Origin of the sequence: Nocardia cyriacigeorgica NBRC 100375, assembly GCF_000308555.1 — a bacterium.
In the GTDB taxonomy this organism is placed as follows: domain Bacteria; phylum Actinomycetota; class Actinomycetes; order Mycobacteriales; family Mycobacteriaceae; genus Nocardia; species Nocardia cyriacigeorgica.
In genome coordinates this window covers 13,906-31,283 of record NZ_BAFY01000071.1, presented here as the reverse complement: position 1 = coordinate 31,283, position 17,378 = coordinate 13,906, and the positions used below count along the sequence as shown (strand labels likewise).

21 protein-coding genes, 3 tRNA genes and 1 pseudogene are annotated in these 17,378 nt (G+C 68.0%); 10 read left to right on the top strand and 15 right to left on the bottom strand.

Going from position 1 to position 17,378, the window contains the following annotated elements:
• Window positions 1–201 (top strand): annotated as a pseudogene (locus RJ05_RS29825) (cysteine desulfurase-like protein); the annotation flags it as partial.
• A gap of 189 nt (window positions 202–390) precedes the next feature.
• Here the strand turns inward: RJ05_RS29825 and RJ05_RS06340 are convergent.
• The gene (locus tag RJ05_RS06340; RefSeq protein ID WP_036534219.1) at window positions 391–1,392 is read right to left on the bottom strand and encodes an NAD(P)H-quinone oxidoreductase; all 1,002 of its coding nucleotides are present in this window, start codon (window positions 1,390–1,392) and stop codon (window positions 391–393) included.
• 148 nt (window positions 1,393–1,540) lie between these two features.
• On the opposite strand from RJ05_RS06340, the gene RJ05_RS06335 reads away from it, so the two are divergent.
• The 5 genes from RJ05_RS06335 (at window position 1,541) to RJ05_RS06315 (ending at window position 5,054) form a co-directional block, all read left to right on the top strand.
• Window positions 1,541–2,716, top strand: coding sequence for a lactate 2-monooxygenase (locus tag RJ05_RS06335; protein WP_036534217.1), 1,176 nt, complete (start codon window positions 1,541–1,543; stop codon window positions 2,714–2,716).
• Between the two features lie 138 nt (window positions 2,717–2,854).
• A complete protein-coding gene (locus tag RJ05_RS06330) occupies window positions 2,855–3,265 on the top strand; it encodes a MarR family winged helix-turn-helix transcriptional regulator (RefSeq protein WP_138445715.1) in 411 nt (136 codons plus the stop codon).
• Between the two features lie 33 nt (window positions 3,266–3,298).
• Window positions 3,299–3,386 (top strand) — tRNA-Ser (locus RJ05_RS06325).
• Between the two features lie 130 nt (window positions 3,387–3,516).
• The gene (locus RJ05_RS06320) at window positions 3,517–3,900 is read left to right on the top strand and encodes a hypothetical protein (RefSeq protein ID WP_228789945.1); all 384 of its coding nucleotides are present in this window, start codon (window positions 3,517–3,519) and stop codon (window positions 3,898–3,900) included.
• Window positions 3,901–3,992: 92 nt separating this feature from the next.
• Window positions 3,993–5,054, top strand: a complete 1,062-nt coding sequence (locus RJ05_RS06315) for an alpha/beta hydrolase (protein WP_036534213.1) — start codon at window positions 3,993–3,995, stop codon at window positions 5,052–5,054.
• A gap of 105 nt (window positions 5,055–5,159) precedes the next feature.
• On the opposite strand, the gene hisC is transcribed toward RJ05_RS06315, so the two are convergent.
• Window positions 5,160–6,239, bottom strand: coding sequence for a histidinol-phosphate transaminase (gene hisC / locus RJ05_RS06310; protein WP_036534211.1), 1,080 nt, complete (start codon window positions 6,237–6,239; stop codon window positions 5,160–5,162).
• Window positions 6,240–6,335: 96 nt separating this feature from the next.
• Between hisC and RJ05_RS06305 the strand changes: the two genes are divergently transcribed.
• From RJ05_RS06305 to RJ05_RS06295, 3 genes are all read left to right on the top strand, one after another.
• Window positions 6,336–7,073 carry a dienelactone hydrolase family protein gene (locus RJ05_RS06305; RefSeq protein ID WP_036534210.1) on the top strand — a complete coding sequence of 246 codons (738 nt, stop codon included), beginning with the start codon at window positions 6,336–6,338 and terminating at the stop codon, window positions 7,071–7,073.
• 91 nt (window positions 7,074–7,164) lie between these two features.
• Window positions 7,165–7,254: transfer RNA gene (locus RJ05_RS06300), tRNA-Ser, on the top strand.
• Between the two features lie 36 nt (window positions 7,255–7,290).
• A tRNA-Arg gene (locus RJ05_RS06295) sits at window positions 7,291–7,363 on the top strand.
• A gap of 98 nt (window positions 7,364–7,461) precedes the next feature.
• On the opposite strand, the gene RJ05_RS06290 is transcribed toward RJ05_RS06295, so the two are convergent.
• The 12 genes from RJ05_RS06290 to RJ05_RS06245 are packed head-to-tail and all read right to left on the bottom strand — an operon-like array spanning window position 7,462 to window position 14,761.
• Complete coding sequence (locus RJ05_RS06290) at window positions 7,462–8,616, bottom strand: site-specific integrase (RefSeq protein ID WP_036534208.1); 1,155 nt, start codon at window positions 8,614–8,616, stop codon at window positions 7,462–7,464.
• Between the two features lie 4 nt (window positions 8,617–8,620).
• The gene (locus RJ05_RS30710; protein WP_138445709.1) at window positions 8,621–8,794 is read right to left on the bottom strand and encodes a helix-turn-helix domain-containing protein; all 174 of its coding nucleotides are present in this window, start codon (window positions 8,792–8,794) and stop codon (window positions 8,621–8,623) included.
• Between the two features lie 14 nt (window positions 8,795–8,808).
• Entirely contained in the window at window positions 8,809–10,491 is a 1,683-nt protein-coding gene (locus RJ05_RS06285) for a replication initiator (protein ID WP_036534206.1), read from the bottom strand.
• The gene (locus tag RJ05_RS06280; protein WP_036534204.1) at window positions 10,491–11,129 is read right to left on the bottom strand and encodes a hypothetical protein; all 639 of its coding nucleotides are present in this window, start codon (window positions 11,127–11,129) and stop codon (window positions 10,491–10,493) included. Before RJ05_RS06280 ends, RJ05_RS06285 begins: the two co-directional genes overlap by 1 nt.
• Entirely contained in the window at window positions 11,116–11,283 is a 168-nt protein-coding gene (locus tag RJ05_RS30705) for a hypothetical protein (RefSeq protein WP_156090800.1), read from the bottom strand. Before RJ05_RS30705 ends, RJ05_RS06280 begins: the two co-directional genes overlap by 14 nt.
• Complete coding sequence (locus RJ05_RS06275) at window positions 11,280–11,462, bottom strand: hypothetical protein (RefSeq protein ID WP_036534202.1); 183 nt, start codon at window positions 11,460–11,462, stop codon at window positions 11,280–11,282. The genes RJ05_RS30705 and RJ05_RS06275 overlap by 4 nt, the downstream gene beginning before the upstream one ends.
• A complete protein-coding gene (locus tag RJ05_RS06270; RefSeq protein WP_138445710.1) occupies window positions 11,455–11,754 on the bottom strand; it encodes a hypothetical protein in 300 nt (99 codons plus the stop codon). Before RJ05_RS06270 ends, RJ05_RS06275 begins: the two co-directional genes overlap by 8 nt.
• An 11-nt stretch (window positions 11,755–11,765) precedes the next feature.
• A complete protein-coding gene (locus tag RJ05_RS06265) occupies window positions 11,766–13,073 on the bottom strand; it encodes an FtsK/SpoIIIE domain-containing protein (protein ID WP_051016292.1) in 1,308 nt (435 codons plus the stop codon).
• Window positions 13,070–13,360, bottom strand: coding sequence for a hypothetical protein (locus RJ05_RS06260; RefSeq protein WP_156090799.1), 291 nt, complete (start codon window positions 13,358–13,360; stop codon window positions 13,070–13,072). The genes RJ05_RS06265 and RJ05_RS06260 overlap by 4 nt, the downstream gene beginning before the upstream one ends.
• A 32-nt stretch (window positions 13,361–13,392) precedes the next feature.
• Window positions 13,393–14,058: a DUF2637 domain-containing protein gene (locus RJ05_RS29220; protein WP_081597193.1), complete on the bottom strand. Its 666-nt coding sequence runs from the start codon at window positions 14,056–14,058 to the stop codon at window positions 13,393–13,395.
• Between the two features lie 20 nt (window positions 14,059–14,078).
• Window positions 14,079–14,306, bottom strand: a complete 228-nt coding sequence (locus tag RJ05_RS06250) for a hypothetical protein (RefSeq protein ID WP_036534197.1) — start codon at window positions 14,304–14,306, stop codon at window positions 14,079–14,081.
• Window positions 14,306–14,761 (bottom strand): hypothetical protein, encoded by a 456-nt coding sequence (locus RJ05_RS06245; RefSeq protein ID WP_036534195.1) that lies wholly within the window; start codon window positions 14,759–14,761, stop codon window positions 14,306–14,308. Before RJ05_RS06245 ends, RJ05_RS06250 begins: the two co-directional genes overlap by 1 nt.
• Window positions 14,762–14,969: 208 nt before the next feature.
• On the opposite strand from RJ05_RS06245, the gene RJ05_RS06240 reads away from it, so the two are divergent.
• A complete protein-coding gene (locus RJ05_RS06240; RefSeq protein WP_036534193.1) occupies window positions 14,970–15,647 on the top strand; it encodes a GntR family transcriptional regulator in 678 nt (225 codons plus the stop codon).
• A 58-nt stretch (window positions 15,648–15,705) separates the two neighbouring features.
• On the opposite strand, the gene RJ05_RS06235 is transcribed toward RJ05_RS06240, so the two are convergent.
• On the bottom strand, window positions 15,706–16,539 hold the full coding sequence (locus RJ05_RS06235; protein ID WP_036534191.1) for a class I SAM-dependent methyltransferase: 834 nt from the start codon (window positions 16,537–16,539) through the stop codon (window positions 15,706–15,708).
• Window positions 16,540–17,378 lie beyond the last annotated feature (839 nt).

The following is a 17,378-nucleotide window of genomic DNA, read 5'->3' as shown; positions in this document are numbered from 1 at the left end:
CGGCCTGCAAGCGGAGAAGATCGCCGCCAAGCTGGCCGACAACCGCATCGGGGTGCTCAGCGGCACGCACGGCGGCGAGCCGGTTTGCTGGACGCGCTCGGCGTCAACGATGAGGGTGGTGCGGTGACCGTCGGGCTGGCGCCGTACACGACGAAGTTCGAGATCGATCAGCTCGGCCGGGCGCTGGCCGCGCTGGACTGAGCAGGAACGCGACGGAGCCTGCCCGGCCCCTTCCCCGGTGTGCACCGGAACGCGCCCCCGGCGGACCGTTCCTGACGAACCCGTGGCGGGCGGTTCGCGGCGCGCGGGCGTCGCCGGCTGGGTATCCGCAGCCCGCCTATCGACCAGTAGTGATCCGCGATCGGTGTGCTCAGTACGCGATCGGTGTGCTCAGTAGTCGCCGATCTGCAACACGACCTTGCCGACCGTTTCCGGTGCATCGAGCAGCGTGTGTGCCCGGCCGACCTCGCTGATCGGCAGTTCGCCCGCGATCACCGGAACCACCGCGCCCTCGGCCACCAGCGGCCACACATGCGTGCGCACCTCGGCGATGATCTCGGCCTTGCTGCCGGGGCCGGTCGCCGGACGGCCGCGCAGGTTCGTCGCCCGGACCGCCGCACGCTTGCCGAGCAGCGTCGCGAGGTTCAGTTCGGCCTTCGCCCCGCCCTGGAGGCCGATGACGACCAGCTGCCCATAGGTGGCCAGCGCCTCCACATTGCGGGCCAGGTAGGCGGCGCCCATGTTGTCGAGAATGACGTCGGCACCCGGCCCGCCGCTGCCCTGTTCGGCGCGGATGACCTCGACGAAGTCCTGTTCGCGATAGTTGATCAGGATGTCGGCGCCCAGTTCGTCGCACTGTTCGAGCTTGTTCGCCGACCCCGCGGTCACCGCGACGCGCGCGCCGAGCCGCTTGGCCACCTGGATCGCATGGGTGCCGATGCCGCTGCCGCCGCCGTGGATCAGCACCAGCTGTCCGGCGTGCAGGCCCGCGGTCATCACCAGGTTCGACCACACGGTGGCCGCCACCTCCGGCAGTCCGGCGGCCGCACCCAGATCCAGTCCGTCGGGGATCGGCAGCAGCTGCCCGGCCGGTGCCACGGCCCGCTCGGCGTAACCACCGCCGGACAGCAGTGCGCACACCCGATCACCCACCGACCAGTCGCGCACGCCCGCACCGACCGCCGCGATCGTCCCCGAGCACTCGAGTCCGGGGATCTCACTGGCGCCCGGCGGCGGCGGATAGTGGCCCTTGCGCTGCATGATGTCGGCCCGGTTCACCCCGGCCGCCGCCACGTCGATGAGCACTTCGCCTGGCCCGGCCTCGGGCTCGGGCGCTTCCGCCCACTCCATGACCTCCGGCCCACCGAATCCGTTCAACGTGATCGCGCGCACGCGCCCATACTGCCGGACGGCTCCGTCGCCCGGCCATCGCGGGAGCCCTCGAGCGTTGCGATGCGCGATGTCGTGAGAGTTCGGGTGGCGCTGCGGATTCGCCGAGTGTGCGCGCGGTCACCGAGGCCAGGCGCTAGCGTCTTCGACCGTGAGCAGCTTCATCGACTTTCAGAATGAGATCTACTTCCGCGGGCTGGGTGGTGAGGTTCCGGAACTGCCGGTGACGGCCGATGGTCTCGAACAGCGCGCCCGGGAGTTGCTCGGCGCCGAGGCGTTCGCCTACGTCGCCGGAAGCGCGTCGGCGGAGCGCACCGCGCAGGCCAATCGCGCCGCCTTCGACCGCTACCGGATCGTGCCGCGGATGCTGCGCGGCACCACCGGCCACGGCACCCGCGATCTGTCGGTCGAGGTGCTCGGCACGAAGCTGGCAGCGCCGGTGCTCACCGCGCCGGTCGGGGTACTGGAGCTGCTCCAGGACCGGGGCGAGACGGTGGTCGGCGAGGTCACCAAGGAACTCGGGGTCGGCATGGTGCTGTCCACGGCGGCGTCGTCGACCATCGAGGAGGTCGGCGCGGTGTCCGGGGAATGGTGGTATCAGCTGTACTGGCCTGCCGACAACGATCTGGCGCGCTCGTTCGTCCAGCGGGCCGAGAAGGCGGGCGCCAAGGCCATCGTCGTCACCGTCGACACGCCCTCGCTCGGCTGGCGTCCGCGCGATCTGGAGCTGGCGCATCTGCCCTTCCTGAAGGGCAAGGGCATTGCGAACTACCTGTCCGATCCGGTGTTCCGCGCCAAACTGCCCGCCGCGCCGGAGGAGAGCGAGGATGCCATGCGCACCGCGATCCTCACCTGGGCCGGGCTCTTCGGCAACCACACACTGCGCCCCGCCGACATCGCGCATCTGCGCGAGTGGACCGATCTGCCGATCGCGGTCAAGGGCATCCTGCACCCCGACGACGCCAGGCAGGTGGTCGACGCCGGCGCCGACGCGGTGGTGGTGAGCAACCACGGGGGGCGCCAGGTCGACGGCTCCATCGCCGCGCTGGACGCACTGCCCGCCGTCGTCGCAGGCATCGGCGACCGGGCCGATGTGCTCTTCGATTCCGGTATCCGTACCGGCTCGGACGTGCTCATCGCGCTGGCGCTCGGCGCCAAGGCGGTCTTCTACGGCCGCCCGTGGGCCTACGGCCTCGGCATCGCGGGCCACGACGGTGTTCGGCACGCCCTGCGTCTGCTGCTGGCCGACTTCGATTCCGCGATGGGTCTGTCCGGCCACGGGAAGGTCGGTGACCTCTCGCGCGATCTGCTGGTGACCCCGCGCTGAGCGCGGTAAGGGTAACCGGCCGGTAACTTCGCTGGTGGGGCGGCATAGAATACCGACGTGCCTACCAAACCAAGCGGTCGTGTTTCCGCTGAGCCGGAGTGGTTGACCCCGGCTCAGCAGAACGCGTGGCGGGCGTTCATGGACGGCCACCTCCGCTTGATGACCGCGTTGAACCGGCAGCTGCAACGCGACAACGATCTGAGCCTGGCCGAATACCGCATCCTGGTACTGCTTTCCGAGGCACCCGGGCGGGCCCTGCGGATGAGTGAACTGGCCGACGGTGTGCTGTCCTCGCGCAGCCGCCTCACCCACCAGATCCGCCGGATGGAAGCCCAGGGCATGGTGCGCCGCAACACCTGCGTCGAAGACGGGCGCGGGGTGCTCGCCGAGCTCACCGAGACGGGAATGCGCAGGCTGTCGGAGGCCGCGCCCGGTCATGTCGAGGCCGTCCGCAAGGGATTCATCGACCTGCTCACACCCGAGCAACTCGACGTCATCGCCGACGTATTCGGCCGCATCGACCTCGAAGCCCTCTCGGACGGCCGCTGACCCACCCGCCCGATCGGTTACGATCGTGGACCTGGAGACGTGGCAGAGCGGCCGAATGCACTCGCCTTGAAAGCGAGCGTCGTGAGAGCGACCGGGGGTTCAAATCCCTCCGTCTCCGCCACCAGCCCGCGCCGACGGCCGGATCGTTCCGGCCTCGGCGGGCGGCAACGCCGGATACCGATCGCGTCCCAGCGAGCGGACACGCCGCGATTATCGAGTGTGTCGTGCACTGCGAGTGTTTCAATGCGGCTATGACGTGGACCACCATCGCTAGATCCCTGAGCTTGCTGGCCGTGGGTACCGCGGCCGGTCTCACCCTCGCCGCGGCCCCCGCCCAGGCGAGCGACGCCAACCCACTGGACTGTTCGGGCGTCCCGCACGCCCAGGGCGTGGCCGACCGCCACAGCGCCATCCGCGGCGTGCCGGTGGTGCCGGTGTGCATGAACAACAAGGTCTATATCGGCATCCCGCTGGCCGTCTCGCCGCTGGCGAACATCACCCTGCCCGGCACCACCACCGTGTGCCTGGTGGAACGCGAAACCGTCGAGGCCGCCGCGCGATTCGAATGGCGCCGCGAGCAGCACGTGGTCCCGATGTGCATTGCGAATCGCGCCTACGGCGTCTACGAGCCCTGACCTCGGCCATTCGTGCTGGTAGCCGGGTGAATTCGGGCCCGGCCCGCAGATCGTCGCCGCGCCCCGGCGGGCGCTTCTGGCAGTATGGCCACATGCTGTCACGGCGTGGAACGCGGCGCCGGCTGTCCGGCGCGCTGGTGAGCGCCGCACTCATGATCGGTGCGGCGACGATCGGCGCGCCCTCGACGACGGCGGCGCCCGTTGAGGAACAGGGCACCGGATCCTCCGACGGGCCGGGCATGGCCGAACAGACCAGGCCGATGCCCGCGCGCCCGAAGATCAGCGGCGTCAGCGAGATCACCGACCGCAGGCTGCGGGTCTACGTCGATTCGCCTGCCATGAGCCGCACCGTCGAGGTGCAGGTGCTCTTGCCGCGTGATCGCAGCGCACCTCGGCCCACGGTCTACATGCTCGACGGCCGCAGCGCCGTCGAGGACAGCAACAACTGGATCGAACGCGGTGGCGCGCTGCAGTTCTACGAGGACAAGAACGTCAACGTGGTGTTCACCGTCGGCGGGCCCGCCAGCTACTACACCGACTGGCAGCGGCCGGATCCGGTGCTCGGCACGAACATGTGGGAGACGTTCCTGACCAAGGAACTGCCGCCGCTGATCGATGCTCGGTTCAACGGCAACGGTCGCAATGCCCTGATGGGTGTGTCGATGGGCGCCGACGGCGCGATGATGCTCGCGGTGCGCGAACCGCAGCTCTACGCCGCCGTCGCCGCGCACAGTGGCTGCTACACCAGTGGCTCCGATCTCGGGCAGGCGCAGGTCCGCGCCGTGATCGCCACGTACAAGGGCGATCCGGACAACATGTTCGGCGAACCGGAGGACCCGGCCTGGCTGGCCCACGACGTCACCAGGAACGCGGAGGCGTTGCGCGGCAAGGCGATCTACCTGTCCTCCGGTAGCGGGGTCCCCGGTAAATACGAGGTGCCGAGCAATCCGGATCTGCTCAACGCCATCGGCTTCGGCAGCCCGCTGGAGGCGGGCACCAACACCTGCACCCGCCGCCTCATCGACCGGCTCAACGCCCTCGGCATCGCACACACCGCGAATCTGCGGCCCACCGGCACCCATTCCTGGCCGTACTGGGCCGACGAGCTGGTCAGCTCCTGGCCGACCATCGCGCGCGGGCTCGGCGTGGGGTGAGGATCCGCAGGCCCGGCGCCGCCTGACCGGCAGGTCGACGTGGCCGGAGGATCGAGCGGCAGGGCCTGACGTTCCGGGGCTCGGCGCAGCTGCGATCGCCGACGCTCAGCCGGTGAACCGGGCGGCGACCGCCGGATCGGTGGCGAAGCTCAGGAACAGATCGTTCTCGTGCGGGTCGCCGGTGGTGACCCGCACGCCGTCGCCCGCGAACGGCCGCACCAGCACGCCCGCCTCGGCGCTTGCCTCGGCGAACGGGACGCTGTGCTCGCCCAGTGCCAGCCAGACGAAGTTCGCCTCACTCGGCGGCACCCGGTAGCCGGCGGCCAGCAGCGCGTCGCGCACCCGGTCGCGCTCGGCGATCAGCGGTTCGGTGCGGTCGAGCAGCTCATGGCGGGCCTCCAGGGAGGCGATCGCGGCGGCCTGCGCCACTCGGTTGACGCTGAACGGGATGTGCACCTTCAGCAGCGCGGTGATCACCTCGGGCGCGCCCACCGCATAGCCCGCACGCAGCCCGGCCAAACCGTAGGCCTTCGAGAAGGTGCGGAGCACAACGACATTGGGGCGGGTGCGGCCCAGCTCGACGCCGTCGGGCCGGTCCTGCGGGGTGAGCCGCATGTACTCGTAGTAGGCCTCGTCCAGCACCACGAGCACGTTGTCCGGGACGGTGTCGAGGAAGCGGACCAGCGCCTCGCGGCCGACCGCGGTGCCCGTCGGGTTGTTCGGGTTGCAGATGAAGATCATCTTGGTGCGCTCGGTGACCGCGGCGGCGATCGCGTCCAGATCGTGCACCAGCTCCGCGTCCAGCGGGACCGGCACGGCCTTGGCGTTGCCCACCTGGGTGACGATCGGGTACGCCTCGAACGAGCGCCACGCGAACAGCACCTCGTCGTCGGGGGCGGAGCAGGTGATCTGCACCAGTTCCTGGCACAGCGCGACGCTGCCGCAGCCCACCGCGACGTTCGCCGGAGAGACGCCGAGGAACTCCGCGAGCGCCGCGCGCAGCTCGGTGACCTGATTGTCCGGGTAGCGGCTGGACAGCTCGGCGGCCTCGGTGATGGCCTTGAGCGCGGCGGGCAGCGGACCGAAGGTGGTCTCGTTGCTGGCCAGTTTGACCGCACCGGGATGGTTGCGGCCGGGGACGTACGCCGGAATGGAATCGAGGTCCGGCCGAATCTGCGCGGTCACCCCCCAACCATATGCCCGGGCCCGGAAAGTGCGTGCGGGAGGGCCTCTCACGTGCAATTTCTCCCCAAGATCAGAAATCGGCCCTACGCTGGATTCATGTCGGGCACTTATGACGATCTAGCGCCGCTGCGCGTCGGGGACGACATGGCAACCGAAGGTGAGTCCGAGCCGGACCGGCGCCCGGCCGCGCACCAGCAGGTGCCCATCACCGTGGTGGAACCCGAGGGCAATGCCCGCGGCGGCATCGTGTTGCTGCACGAGTCCAGTGAGTTCACCGGGCCGTTGCTGGAGCTCATGCAGGCGTTGGCCACCGAGGGCTGGACGGTCGTCGCGCCCAACCTGTTCCACCGCGCCACCGATACGCCGTCGACCGGGGTGTTCGGCGACGAACTGTTCGAGGATTTCGACGCCTGCTTCGACTGGCTCACCCGGCGCGGGGTGTTCCCGGACTGCATCGGCGCGCTCGGCTTCGATACCGCGGGCACCGCCGCCTGCCTCGTCGCCACCAACCGCCCCATCGGCGCCGCCGTCAGCGTCGCCGCCCGCGGCATCGTGAGCCCCCTCACCGGCAAAGCCGAGGCCCTTGTCGAGGCCGCCCCGCGGTTGCAGGCCCCGTGGCTCGGCCTGTTCGGCGAGACCGACCCGAACACCCCGTCCGAGGAAGTCGAGCAGTTGCGTGACGCCGCCGCCCGCGCCGAAGTGGCGAGTCTGGTGATCAGTTATCCGGGTCTGCTGCACCGCGCCGACAAACCCGGCGACGACGAGGAGGAGCGCGACGACCTCATCGACGCGCAAACCAGGATCTTCGACTGGTTCGACAGCAATTTACGCTAACTACCAGCCGTTTTGCACTCTGTGGATCGGCTACTGTAACCTTGCTGCTCGGCGGTTCGAAAGGACCGGTGCCCTCGAAGAGAAGGCTCCAGGAGGCGTGCCAGAGCGGCCGAATGGGACTCACTGCTAATGAGTTGTCCCTTCACGGGGACCGGAGGTTCAAATCCTCTCGCCTCCGCCAAGCCCGGGAAACCGGGTGAACAACTGAACACCGCATGCGCCCGTAGCTCAACGGATAGAGCATCTGACTACGGATCAGAAGGTTAGGGGTTCGAATCCCTTCGGGCGCACAGAAATCGGCCCCTGAGCTGCACCAGCAGATCAGGGGCCGATTCGTTTTCAAGATCATCCGGGCCAAAAGGGCTACTTTGGGGCTACAAACGCGGGGCTACTTTCCGGCGGCGAACCGGTCGAGCGCGTTCCGGGCGTCCGGGCCTTGGGTCTGTCGCTGTAGGTAGTGCTGCTCGGTCGTCGACAACTTCGCGTGCGACAGTTGCGCCTGAGCGTGAGCCGGGCCGAGGTCGTCCCGGACCACCGTCGCCACTGTGCGGCGGAAGCTGTACGGCGTCACCCAGGCCAGATCCTCGGGCAGTGCAGCTCGCAGCGAGCGGCGCATGTTCGCGAGGCTGATCCAACCGCCATTGCGATTGGCGAACACAGGACCATCCGGGTCGGTGGCCTGACCGAACAACCTGGTCAGTGCCTCCACCGCCAGCTTCGGGAGGATTACGGTGTGCGCGGGTGCACCTCCCTTGCGTTCGTCCTGGCGGTGAACGCCCTTCCCGGCCACCTTGCCGTGGTCCAGTGCCGTGCCCGCCGTTGTCATGGTCGGCGGGTCCGCCAGCAGGTCGACGTCTGACCATCGCAGCCCGAGCACCTCATTCGGCCGGCAACCTGTCGACGCCATTACATCGATGAACTCCATGAGCAGCTGCGCCCGCGGTGGTCCACTCATTCCGGCGCGATCGCGATATGCGACAACTGCCGAACGGACGATCGCGAACTCTTCAGGCGTCAACGCTCTCGCCGGAGCCGCCTTACTGGCCTTGCGGCTGACCTCCCGGATGGGGTTCACCTTGAGAACGTCCTCCCGTACCGCCAGCGCGAACATCCCGAGCAGCACCACGCGCAACATCCGACCGCGGGAGGGCGGCAGCTTCGCAATATGTCGCTCGGCGCGACTGGTCGGAAGCTCTCGCACCCGCAACTCGCCGAGCTTGGGTTCGCCGTGCTTCTTCCATGCGTCGCGGTAGCTAGCGATAGATTGCGGCTTGAGCCCGTCCTTCGTCGCGATCCACGCCTCGAATAGCTCTGCCAACGTGGTCCGCTCAGTCACCAGCGCCCCGTCAGTTGGCGTCGTCCGCTTCTTGAGATAGCGCTGGAGAGCGCGGCGGGCATCTTCCTCAGTCGAACCGCTCCGCTTCACCCGCCTACGACGACCGTCCTCATCCCGGACGTAGGCGTAGGCGGTGAACTTGTTCGGCCCCACCTTTGTGACCGTGATCTTCCCCCACTCGCCGGGGGTCATACGCAGCCTCGGCACAGGGTCACGCTGCCTGGTCGAGGGTGGCGATGTAGTCGGCCACGGCCTGTTCGGTGACGAACCGGCGCCGGCCGATCTTGACCGAGCGGAGCTGGCCGGTACCGATCAGCTCGTAGTACTTGCTGTGACCGATCGGGATCAGCTTCCGGACATCGGACTCGGTGAGCAGTTTCGACATGGTGGGTTCCCCTTCTATGCGGCGGTGGGCAGGGTTGCGGAATTGTCTTGTGGTGCTGTTGGGTCGGCGGCGAGTAGCGCATTCGTGTACTCGGCTCGCCAGCTGATGCGTTGGGAGACCGCGGCCATGATCAGGTGGTCTCGAGGTGGGACGTTTTTGTCGCCGGGCTCGACCGGGGTGATGATCAGCCGGGAGCGGTCGGGTGGGGTGATCCCGACGGCGGCGAGGGTTTGCCGAACGAAGTCGGCGCGGTCCTGCTTGTGGTCGGGCAGGGTCTTGTTCGACCAGCGCCGCGAGACCAGGACCCGGCGGCCGGGCATGCCGAGGGTGTCGCGGCGGTGGGCTTTGCCCCGGCATTTGCCGGGCTGGGTTTTGGCGGTGGCGCCCTTGGGGACTATGCCGTAGCGCAGCCAGACCGGGCAGCGCGGCGAGCAGGGGGTGTGCTGGAGTTCGGCGTGGAGTCGGTCGTAATGCTCAGCCGCGCGCCGGGACTGGGGTTCGATGATCTCGGCGACGGACTTGGTGAGGTACTTGGTCAGGTAGCGGACCTTCTGGTCGGCCTTGGGGGTGCCGCCGAGGATGCCCTTGGAATCGACCTGCGCACCGAAGCGGACCACGTGCGCGGGCTCGAGGTCGTCCACGGCGTCCATGACGTCAAGGGCGTCATCCCAGCTGGCCAACGGTGTACCGGTGTCGGGGTCGCAGAACGTGGCGGCGTCGTCATCCCAGACCGGCATCCGGTCGCCGGTGTAGACCTCGTGGTCATGGTGGGGCCACCACACCTGGTGGTAGGTGGCTTCAGTGACCGCGCGGATGATCTTGTGCGGTATCGATCCACGGATGGCGAGGTGGATGTGAGGTGCGCCGCGACGCTGGGGTTCGACGGTGGCGAAGTACTGCACGTCCCAGCCGACCGCACGGCGCAGGTTCTGTATCCAGCGGTCGAACAGGGCCGCGAAGTGCACGATGTCGCGCGCGGCTTGGGTGTAGTCGTAGCTGCCGGGGTCACGGGGTGAGCCGTCCCCGCAGGTCCTTCCCTTGCTGTCGATCGCGCCGTCGGTGTGGACGTGCCCGTAGGAGGGCAGGGTGAGCGTGACGAACGTCGAGGGCCGGTACTTGCCCGCATACTCGCGGCCAACGGTGACCTTGGCGACCTTGAGCCGGGGCAGGTCGGGGGCGTCCTGGCGGCGGCTGGTCGAGCGCTTGCGGCGTTCGGCCGGCCTCTTGTCGAAGTCCGGGAGCCGACCCCGGAACCCGGACTCGCGCAACTCGACATCGAGGGAGGCGACGATTTCCCGGATTCCGGTCATCAGCTCGCGGTCGTCGTCCTCGCGGGCCAGCTGGTACTGGGCGAACAGGTCGGAGCGTGCCGCGATCAGGCCCTTCTGCTGCTCGGTCGGGGTCTTCGTCTCGGTGATCGGTTCATCGGTCATGTGCCAGCCCTCGAAGCACTGCGTCATCCGCAGATACCGGGCCTTGGCCGCACACGCCGGGCACACCGATTCGATGGTGGCCTTGCACGGGGACGCCACGTAGGTGACTTCGAGGGTGGCCGGGTCCTCGGTGCGCATCGGGACGGGACGGCGGCAGATGTGGTTGTCATCAGCGAGGTCAGCGGCGATATGCCGGAAGTCCGGGAGTGCGCGGCGCTCGGCGGCGGTCTGGCGTTGCGGCACATCAGCCTTCGGGGTTTCCATCAGGCAGCCTCGTTCTTGTCCTTGGTCCAGTGGTCGACACGCGGGAGGATCACGGTTTCGGCGAGGGCATCGGAGCGGCGGAAGACGAGTTCGACGGTTCCGGGGCCGGCCAAGTGGGCGCGGCATTCCAGTGCCCGGAAGGCGTGTTCGAGGCGATCGACGCGCTGGTCGTAGTCGGCGGGGCATTGGCCTTCGAGCATCCGCAGCGTGAGGCGGTCGGAGTGCTCACCGATCCGCACGGACAGCAGCCGCGGGACGTGGGTGGCGTTGCCGTCGGTGACGGTCAGTCCGCAGGCGCCGAGTTTGGGAGCCCACCGGAGCTTGTAGCGCCACCAGGTCAGGAACCGAGTCCGGGCTCGCCGGGTGACCCATCGCTCGAACATCTCTGGTCTCCGAAGTCGCCAGAGCATGATCCCCGCTCCGGCCACCCCAGCGACCCCGACGCCAGCGGGCCAGCCCCACAGGACACCAGCGGCGATGGCGGCAGCGACGGGGACCGACAGCATCGGGAACAGCAGCGCCCAATGGGTGATGACGGCGGCACCGACGATGAGGTACCAGGCCCCGTACATGAGGGCGGTGAAGATCTCAGTCGCCGGGTCGGCATCCTTGACGATGCGGACGTTACTGGTGGCCATGGCGGGTGCTCCTTGCCGGGAGGTCGAACAGGGCGAGCTGCTGAGGCTCGGTGGGCTTGCGGGGCGGGATCTTTCGGCGGCGGTGGCGGGCGGCAGCATCGGCCAGCAGCTGATCCACCCGCCGATCCGGTGGCTTCGCCTCCGGTGTGCTCATGCCGCCCATCCGTCCAAATCGCAGTCCCAGCCGGGAGCGGGACCGGTCTCGGCAAGCAGGTTGATCGCGACGGCGATGGGGTCGAGGCCGCCGCGTTCGAGCTGGCAGCGGCGACGCGACCGCAGATCGATCACGGAATCGATGTCGGCGGAGTCACGGGTGATCTTGGTCTTACGCATTGAGGATCTCGCTTTCGTGAATGCCGCAGACGAGGCAAACGGCGGGACGGGAGGAACGGAACAGTCGGGACGGGGCCGGGAACGAGTGGCCGGCACTTTCGCAGCGGGCAGCGGCACGACAGCCGTCGCACAAGACGCGGTCGCCGTCGTAGTCCCAGCCGAGACCGGCGGATCGGGCAGTGAGGTAGCTGACGGCCTGGTGGACGGTGTCGAAGCAGATCGACTCGTCCCCGCCTGCGGTGTAGGGGTCGCCGCAGCCGTCGCAGTAGATGACAACGTGGGTTTCGGTCACAAAGCCCCGTTTCATGCCGCCACCAGCCCGCCGGGGTTGTCGTCATCGCCGGGGATGTCGTCGGGATCGAAATCGGTGTAGTCGCCCTGGGGTGTCAGGTCGGGTTGGTCGGGGGCGTAGGTGGCGACGATGCGGTCGATGTCGTCGTCGGAGACCCAGAACGCCCGGACGCGGACGAATTCGGTGGTGCCGTCTTCGCCGACGTAGCCGACGCCGGGGGTGAGTTCGGAGATCTTGTCGCACAACGCGCCCCGGTCGCGTGAGCCTTGCCCGTGCACCATCGCGGTCTGGGTGGGCTCGTCCAGGCGTAGCCCGACCCGGATCGGGAATAGCTGCCGGTTGGGCATCGTGTCCTTGGACGGGTCCTGCAACGCCGCGACCACCGACACCGCCGCTGCCCGGCCTTGGGATAGCAGCAGCCCGGTCAGCCGACGAAACTCTTCCTGCTGCTCACGGGTGGCGTACGACGACAGCGCCGCAGCCTCATCGATGATCACCAGGATCAGCGGCTCATCGGTGGTCGGAACGTGCTTGCGCACACCGGTAGTCCGCATGTGCGCCAGCCGTTCCCGCATCACCTCGACCGCTTCGGCGAGCATGGCGAGGATGCCGTCGGCGTCCCACTCGAACCGCACCCACAAGGCTTCGCCGCGTCCGAATTCCGCGCCGCCCTTGCCGTCACCGAGCCACACATCCACCAGCCCGGCCTTGATCGCGGGACCGATACCGTTGACCAGCGACCACAACACCGAGCCCTTGCCCGAACCGGTGGCGCCGGCGATGAGGATGTGTCCGTAGAGCACCCGCAGCCGCCAGGAGTCGAAGGTTTCGGTGACACCGACCGGCACCGATTCCAGATCCACCCCGTAGGCCAGCAACTCATCCACTGCCCGCGGCTGCGCGAGGGTGTCGGTGGTGCGGGCTTCCAGGCGGACGAATCCGGGATCGGTGGCGGTGGCCAGCACCTCGGGCACGGCCAGGTAGTCGGCCAGGGCGGCGAGGGTGTCGTCGTTGCTCCAGTCCTTGAACGACTGCCCGCCCACCATCTGGACCTCCACCGCCAACCCCGAGGGCGTGTACTCGGCGGCCACGATGTTCGGGAAACCGGTTACCGGGGAACCGAGCTTGAGCGCCGGCCACATCAACGCCAACTGCTGCGAGTCGGTCAGGATCGACACCGCCGGACGCAACTCGATTGGTGCGGTGGCTACCTGATCCTGCGGCGACGGCTCACGGTGTTGGGCTTGCCGGGACCAGTGCCACATCAGCCCGGACGCGCCGAGGAACCCGGCGGAGACGATCGCGGCCACGGCGCTCATCGGGCCACCTCGCCCTCACGGCAGAACATCGCACAGCCCGGCACCTGCGCCACCGAGGCCGACTCGTGCTGCAACTCGTCTTCGCGGCAGAACATCGCGCACCCTGGCACCGATGGCGGGACCGACACCGACACCACCGACACCGGCGACACGGCCGGGGCTTCGTCGTTGCCGAGCGCCCACAGCAGTGACAACGGAACCGCCACCACACCCGCGAGCATCACCAGGCCGATGACGAACGGGGCGCCGGTGGAGGCCTTCACCTCCCCGCCGACAGACTTTGGCAACTCGGGTTCAGGTGGCACAAGGGTTTTCGACATCAGGCACCCCCAACAGGGACGGCGAGCGGCAGCATCGGTTGCTGGACCGGACGCGGACGAACAGGAACAGGACGAACAGGGCGCACCACCGCACGCGGCGCAGGCGCGGGAGCCGGGGTCGGAGGAGGCACCGGAAGCGGTTCGGTCACCGGCTCCGGGACAGGAACGGGCACAGGCTCAGACACCGGTGCAGGCTCGGGAGCAACGGGAACGGCTTCCGGCTCCGTGACCGTATCGGGTTCGGGTTCGGTCACGGCTTCCAGCGTGGGAGCCGAATTGCGTTGTGCGGCACGGAACAACACCGCCAGGCCGTGGGTATCGACCAGCAGCGATATCGGTGCGATCGCGGCGACCAGGGCAGCCGCCCAGCCGGGTAGTGGCCGGCCATCTGTCACCGCGTGCAGGCTGTTGCCCGCAACCGACACCACCGCACCAGCACCGAGCACCCACAGGAAGAACCGGCGTTCCGGCGACTTCGCCAGCACCAGCGTCCCGAGGGTGGCCAGGCAGATAGTGCCGTCAACGATCAGCGGGAACAGCCACGCATCCGAGGCCGGAATGTTGGCCAACTCGGCCAGATCGGCCAGCGTGGCAAACGAGAGCCGGAAGGCGGCAGCGCCCACGCCCACGATCACCAGGACCGCGAACACACGCGCTACCGTCATCCAGGACTTCGGCGCAAACATCACGCCGCCTCACCCTCGCGGGCTTTGATAATCGCAGCGGCATCCGCTTCGGCCACCGCATCCGCGAGACTGTCGATCAGCCCGGCCGCGACAAACGGCGTCATGAACAACTGCCCCGACCCGGTCTCGACGATCACCTTGCCGATGCGCTCGCTGTACTTCGCGGCCACCACGTCATCGGCAAATAGCGACGACGAGTCCACGACCATCCAGACTTCGGTGCTCATCACGCAGCCGCCTTCGCGCCGTTGGTGTTGGTGGCCTTCGGGGTGTTGGTGTCGCCCTTGATTCCCGTGGCGCGGAACTGGTAGCCCTGGTACTTGAATTCGCCCTGGCCCATCACGCGCGGCTCAGCGGTCAGCCCCTCCAGCTCGATCATTCGCATGCCCGTGCCGGGAACGATCTCCTGCGTGGCCGGAACCGGCTGGTGCGAGGAAATGAAGATGATCTCGAACGAGGCCCGCTTGGCCTTGTCCTCGTGTGGGTCGGTGACGGTCGCCTTCCACAGCGGCAGGCCCGTGCCCTCGCCGGTCTTCGGGTCGATGTCGAACATCTGCTCCGGCGCCGCGTTCGGGTTCGGGTTGTACTTCGTCGCCGCGGCGATATCCCCCAGCAGAACCAGCCCCTGCGGGAACGCCTTGCCGAACTCGATCGGGAAACGGAAACCCCTGCTGATAGCCATCTGGCCACTCCTTGCCTCTTGGGAATCTCAGCACGATCTGTGCATACACAACAGCGTATACACAGCTGTGTATACGCACAAGAGTTTCTGTGTATGCGCAGGTCGGCCCGGAGTTTTTCGCTGCGGAACTCGAGTCGTGGGCGTAGCCTGGAGTGTGTATACGCAGTTGCGTATAGGCAGCCGCTATCGACCCGGAGGAGTTAGAGCCATGAGTGAGCCTGCGTACGTATCCATTGCGGGAGAGATCGCGCGGGAGATCCGCAGCGGTGCGCTACCCGCGCGGACGCAGCTACCGAGCTATTCCGAGCTGGCGAAGCGGCACGGGGTGTCCGAGATCGTCATTCGCAAGGTGATCGATCTGCTGCTGCGGCAGGGGCTCGTTTACACGATTGAGCGCCGAGGGACGTTCGTCGCAGCGCGGCCGACGCTGGTGCGTGTTTCCCCGGAACGGCAGATGGAAGACCCGGAAGTGACCTTCGGAAACGAGTCCGCAGCCGGTGAAGATGATGTGCAGATCGAGCGAGAGACGAGGGTCATTCCCGCCGACGATGAATTGGCCGGCCTCTTCGGGATCGAGCTGAACGCTGATGTTGAGCACATCGTGACGATGGCCGCTGAGCGCGGTCGACCGGTCTCTATCTCGGACAGCTACCAGCTGCCGGGTACGGATGTTTCAACCGCGACCGTGCTCGAGGAGACCCTGGCCGACAAGATGCCCGCGCCGGCACACGCGGTTTGGCTCGAGGTGCCGTCCGGGGAGCTGGTGAAGACCGTCCACCAGCGATTTGTCCGAGACGGTCGGGTCCTGATGATCTCGGACGTGTCGTATCCGAAGGACCGGTACGAGTCGTTTGTCTTCCGGATGACGCTCGAACCCCAGTCCTAGGACAGCTCGCCGAAGATGGCCCGGTCGAATAGCCGATCGGGCCATCTTTCGTATCTGGCTATCCGGTTCGCACCCAGCCCTGAGCAACGTCCCTGAGGTTCCACCACGAGACATGCTGCGAATCTTCGGATTCCAGCGTCCATGCGTCCGAGAGTCGGGCAAAGAACGCATCATCGCCGGTCTTGCCGCCCTGCGGTTCCCCGATGAAGATCACGCGACGGCCGCCCCGAGCCTCGAACTTCTCCAGCGCGTCGGAGGCCATCGTGTTCCCCCAGCCCGGCGGCCAGCAGAGGAACAGCACTGATTCCCCGTCCAGCTCTGCGTCGAATTCAACGAGGCCCGACACCGGGTACCACACGGTTCGCTGGCCTGCGGCGTCCGGGAACGACGGGTTCGCCGTGCTGTTCGGCGGTTCGGAATCGAACGCCCGTACATCGACGCCGTGGTCAGCCAGTTGTTTCGCCCAGTAGCCACGGCCTGCGCCCAGTTCGACTACGCGCCGGCCATCGGTAAACGTGCGGACCCAGCTCAGCGTTTCCGGCGACGGAATCGCGTAGGCGTACGCACTCTGCAAGATCGTCTGCACGAAGCCCAGTCGGACGCTGCCACTCGGATTCCCCCCGTTCACCACCTGGCGTCCCCCGTCGACCGCGACAGACGGAGCCACGATGTCCCAGTACGGGTTTGCGGACTGCTCGCCTCCGCCGGTCATGTAATGCACGAACCGCAGGTCGAACGCGGCATCAGCATCCTGATCACCGGTGCCTGCCAGCATCGGCGCGGTATCGAGATACTCCGCCACCTTGGGAAACTCGGCCTGCAACCGCGATTCGTCCCCGAGCAGGGCAGCCAGTTCCGAGCGACGTTCCGGTGTCAACGCGAGCGCAGTCATGGGCTCGATTGTCCGTGTGCGCCTCACGTTCCGCGAGTGGTTGCCGAATTTCGCCATACAGGATCAAGAGCGCCTGCGGCGGCGCTTCGCGCCGCCGCCGCGCTACGACGCGCAGCGGGACTCGCTCGTACCTCGCAGTCCCGGCGCGTCGGCACGTCGGCGGCGCGACGCGCTAGCCCAGGAGCGTCCGGTCCTGTTCGGCGGTCACGGATCCACTTTGGCGACGTGGCAGCACGGAGACCGCCAGCCCTGCCGCACTTGTCATTCGACCGGGCAGTGCTGGGCACGTCGTGTGCCCTACCGGGCCTGCTCTCCCGCAGCTCGCCCACGAATCGCCGGCCTCGTACGTGGGGCCTGGCTGTGGTCCGGTCCGAGACGGGGACTTTGCCGAGGAAGCCGCGGTGGGGTGCCGTGGACGGTGAGGGCTTCGGGTTGCGTTGCGGTGCGGTGCAGGCGTGGTCGTGTTCGTCGCCGGGCACCTAGCCCGTGGGTCACCAGGCGGGGTTGGTGCAGCCGGGGCCGGTGCCCGACAGGGCGGCTGGTGGCGTTCACCGTGTTCCTCTCTGTCCGGGCCGACGGAATCTGCCGATGGCGTACCAGACCGGCCCCACCCTCGCAACGGCCAAGCGGTGTCGACGGCCGGGGGCCACGCGGCACAGTCCCAGCCTCAGGCTGCGGTGACCTTCAAGAGGGCAAGGGTGCCGCGCGACCCCCGGCCGCCGAGCCATTGCGAGGGCGGGTCCGGCCTGGTCCGGGCGGAGCCCAGATTCCACCGACCCTTGGCGCAGCAACTGCCAGCCCTCGGTGGGGCTGCTGGTGATCGGCGTGATCGTCGTCGT

Coding starts and splice junctions, on each gene's coding strand:
- RJ05_RS06330 (WP_138445715.1), top strand. CDS start 2,855: ATGGACGGCCACCTCCGCTTGATGACCGCGTTGAACCGGCAGCTGCAA.
- RJ05_RS06320 (WP_228789945.1), top strand. CDS start 3,517: ATGACGTGGACCACCATCGCTAGATCCCTGAGCTTGCTGGCCGTGGGT.
- RJ05_RS06315 (WP_036534213.1), top strand. CDS start 3,993: ATGCTGTCACGGCGTGGAACGCGGCGCCGGCTGTCCGGCGCGCTGGTG.
- RJ05_RS06305 (WP_036534210.1), top strand. CDS start 6,336: ATGTCGGGCACTTATGACGATCTAGCGCCGCTGCGCGTCGGGGACGAC.
- RJ05_RS30710 (WP_138445709.1), bottom strand. CDS start 8,794: ATGTCGAAACTGCTCACCGAGTCCGATGTCCGGAAGCTGATCCCGATC.
- RJ05_RS06285 (WP_036534206.1), bottom strand. CDS start 10,491: ATGGAAACCCCGAAGGCTGATGTGCCGCAACGCCAGACCGCCGCCGAG.
- RJ05_RS06280 (WP_036534204.1), bottom strand. CDS start 11,129: ATGGCCACCAGTAACGTCCGCATCGTCAAGGATGCCGACCCGGCGACT.
- RJ05_RS30705 (WP_156090800.1), bottom strand. CDS start 11,283: ATGAGCACACCGGAGGCGAAGCCACCGGATCGGCGGGTGGATCAGCTG.
- RJ05_RS06275 (WP_036534202.1), bottom strand. CDS start 11,462: ATGCGTAAGACCAAGATCACCCGTGACTCCGCCGACATCGATTCCGTG.
- RJ05_RS06265 (WP_051016292.1), bottom strand. CDS start 13,073: ATGAGCGCCGTGGCCGCGATCGTCTCCGCCGGGTTCCTCGGCGCGTCC.
- RJ05_RS29220 (WP_081597193.1), bottom strand. CDS start 14,058: ATGACGGTAGCGCGTGTGTTCGCGGTCCTGGTGATCGTGGGCGTGGGC.
- RJ05_RS06250 (WP_036534197.1), bottom strand. CDS start 14,306: ATGAGCACCGAAGTCTGGATGGTCGTGGACTCGTCGTCGCTATTTGCC.
- RJ05_RS06245 (WP_036534195.1), bottom strand. CDS start 14,761: ATGGCTATCAGCAGGGGTTTCCGTTTCCCGATCGAGTTCGGCAAGGCG.
- RJ05_RS06240 (WP_036534193.1), top strand. CDS start 14,970: ATGAGTGAGCCTGCGTACGTATCCATTGCGGGAGAGATCGCGCGGGAG.
- RJ05_RS06235 (WP_036534191.1), bottom strand. CDS start 16,539: ATGACTGCGCTCGCGTTGACACCGGAACGTCGCTCGGAACTGGCTGCC.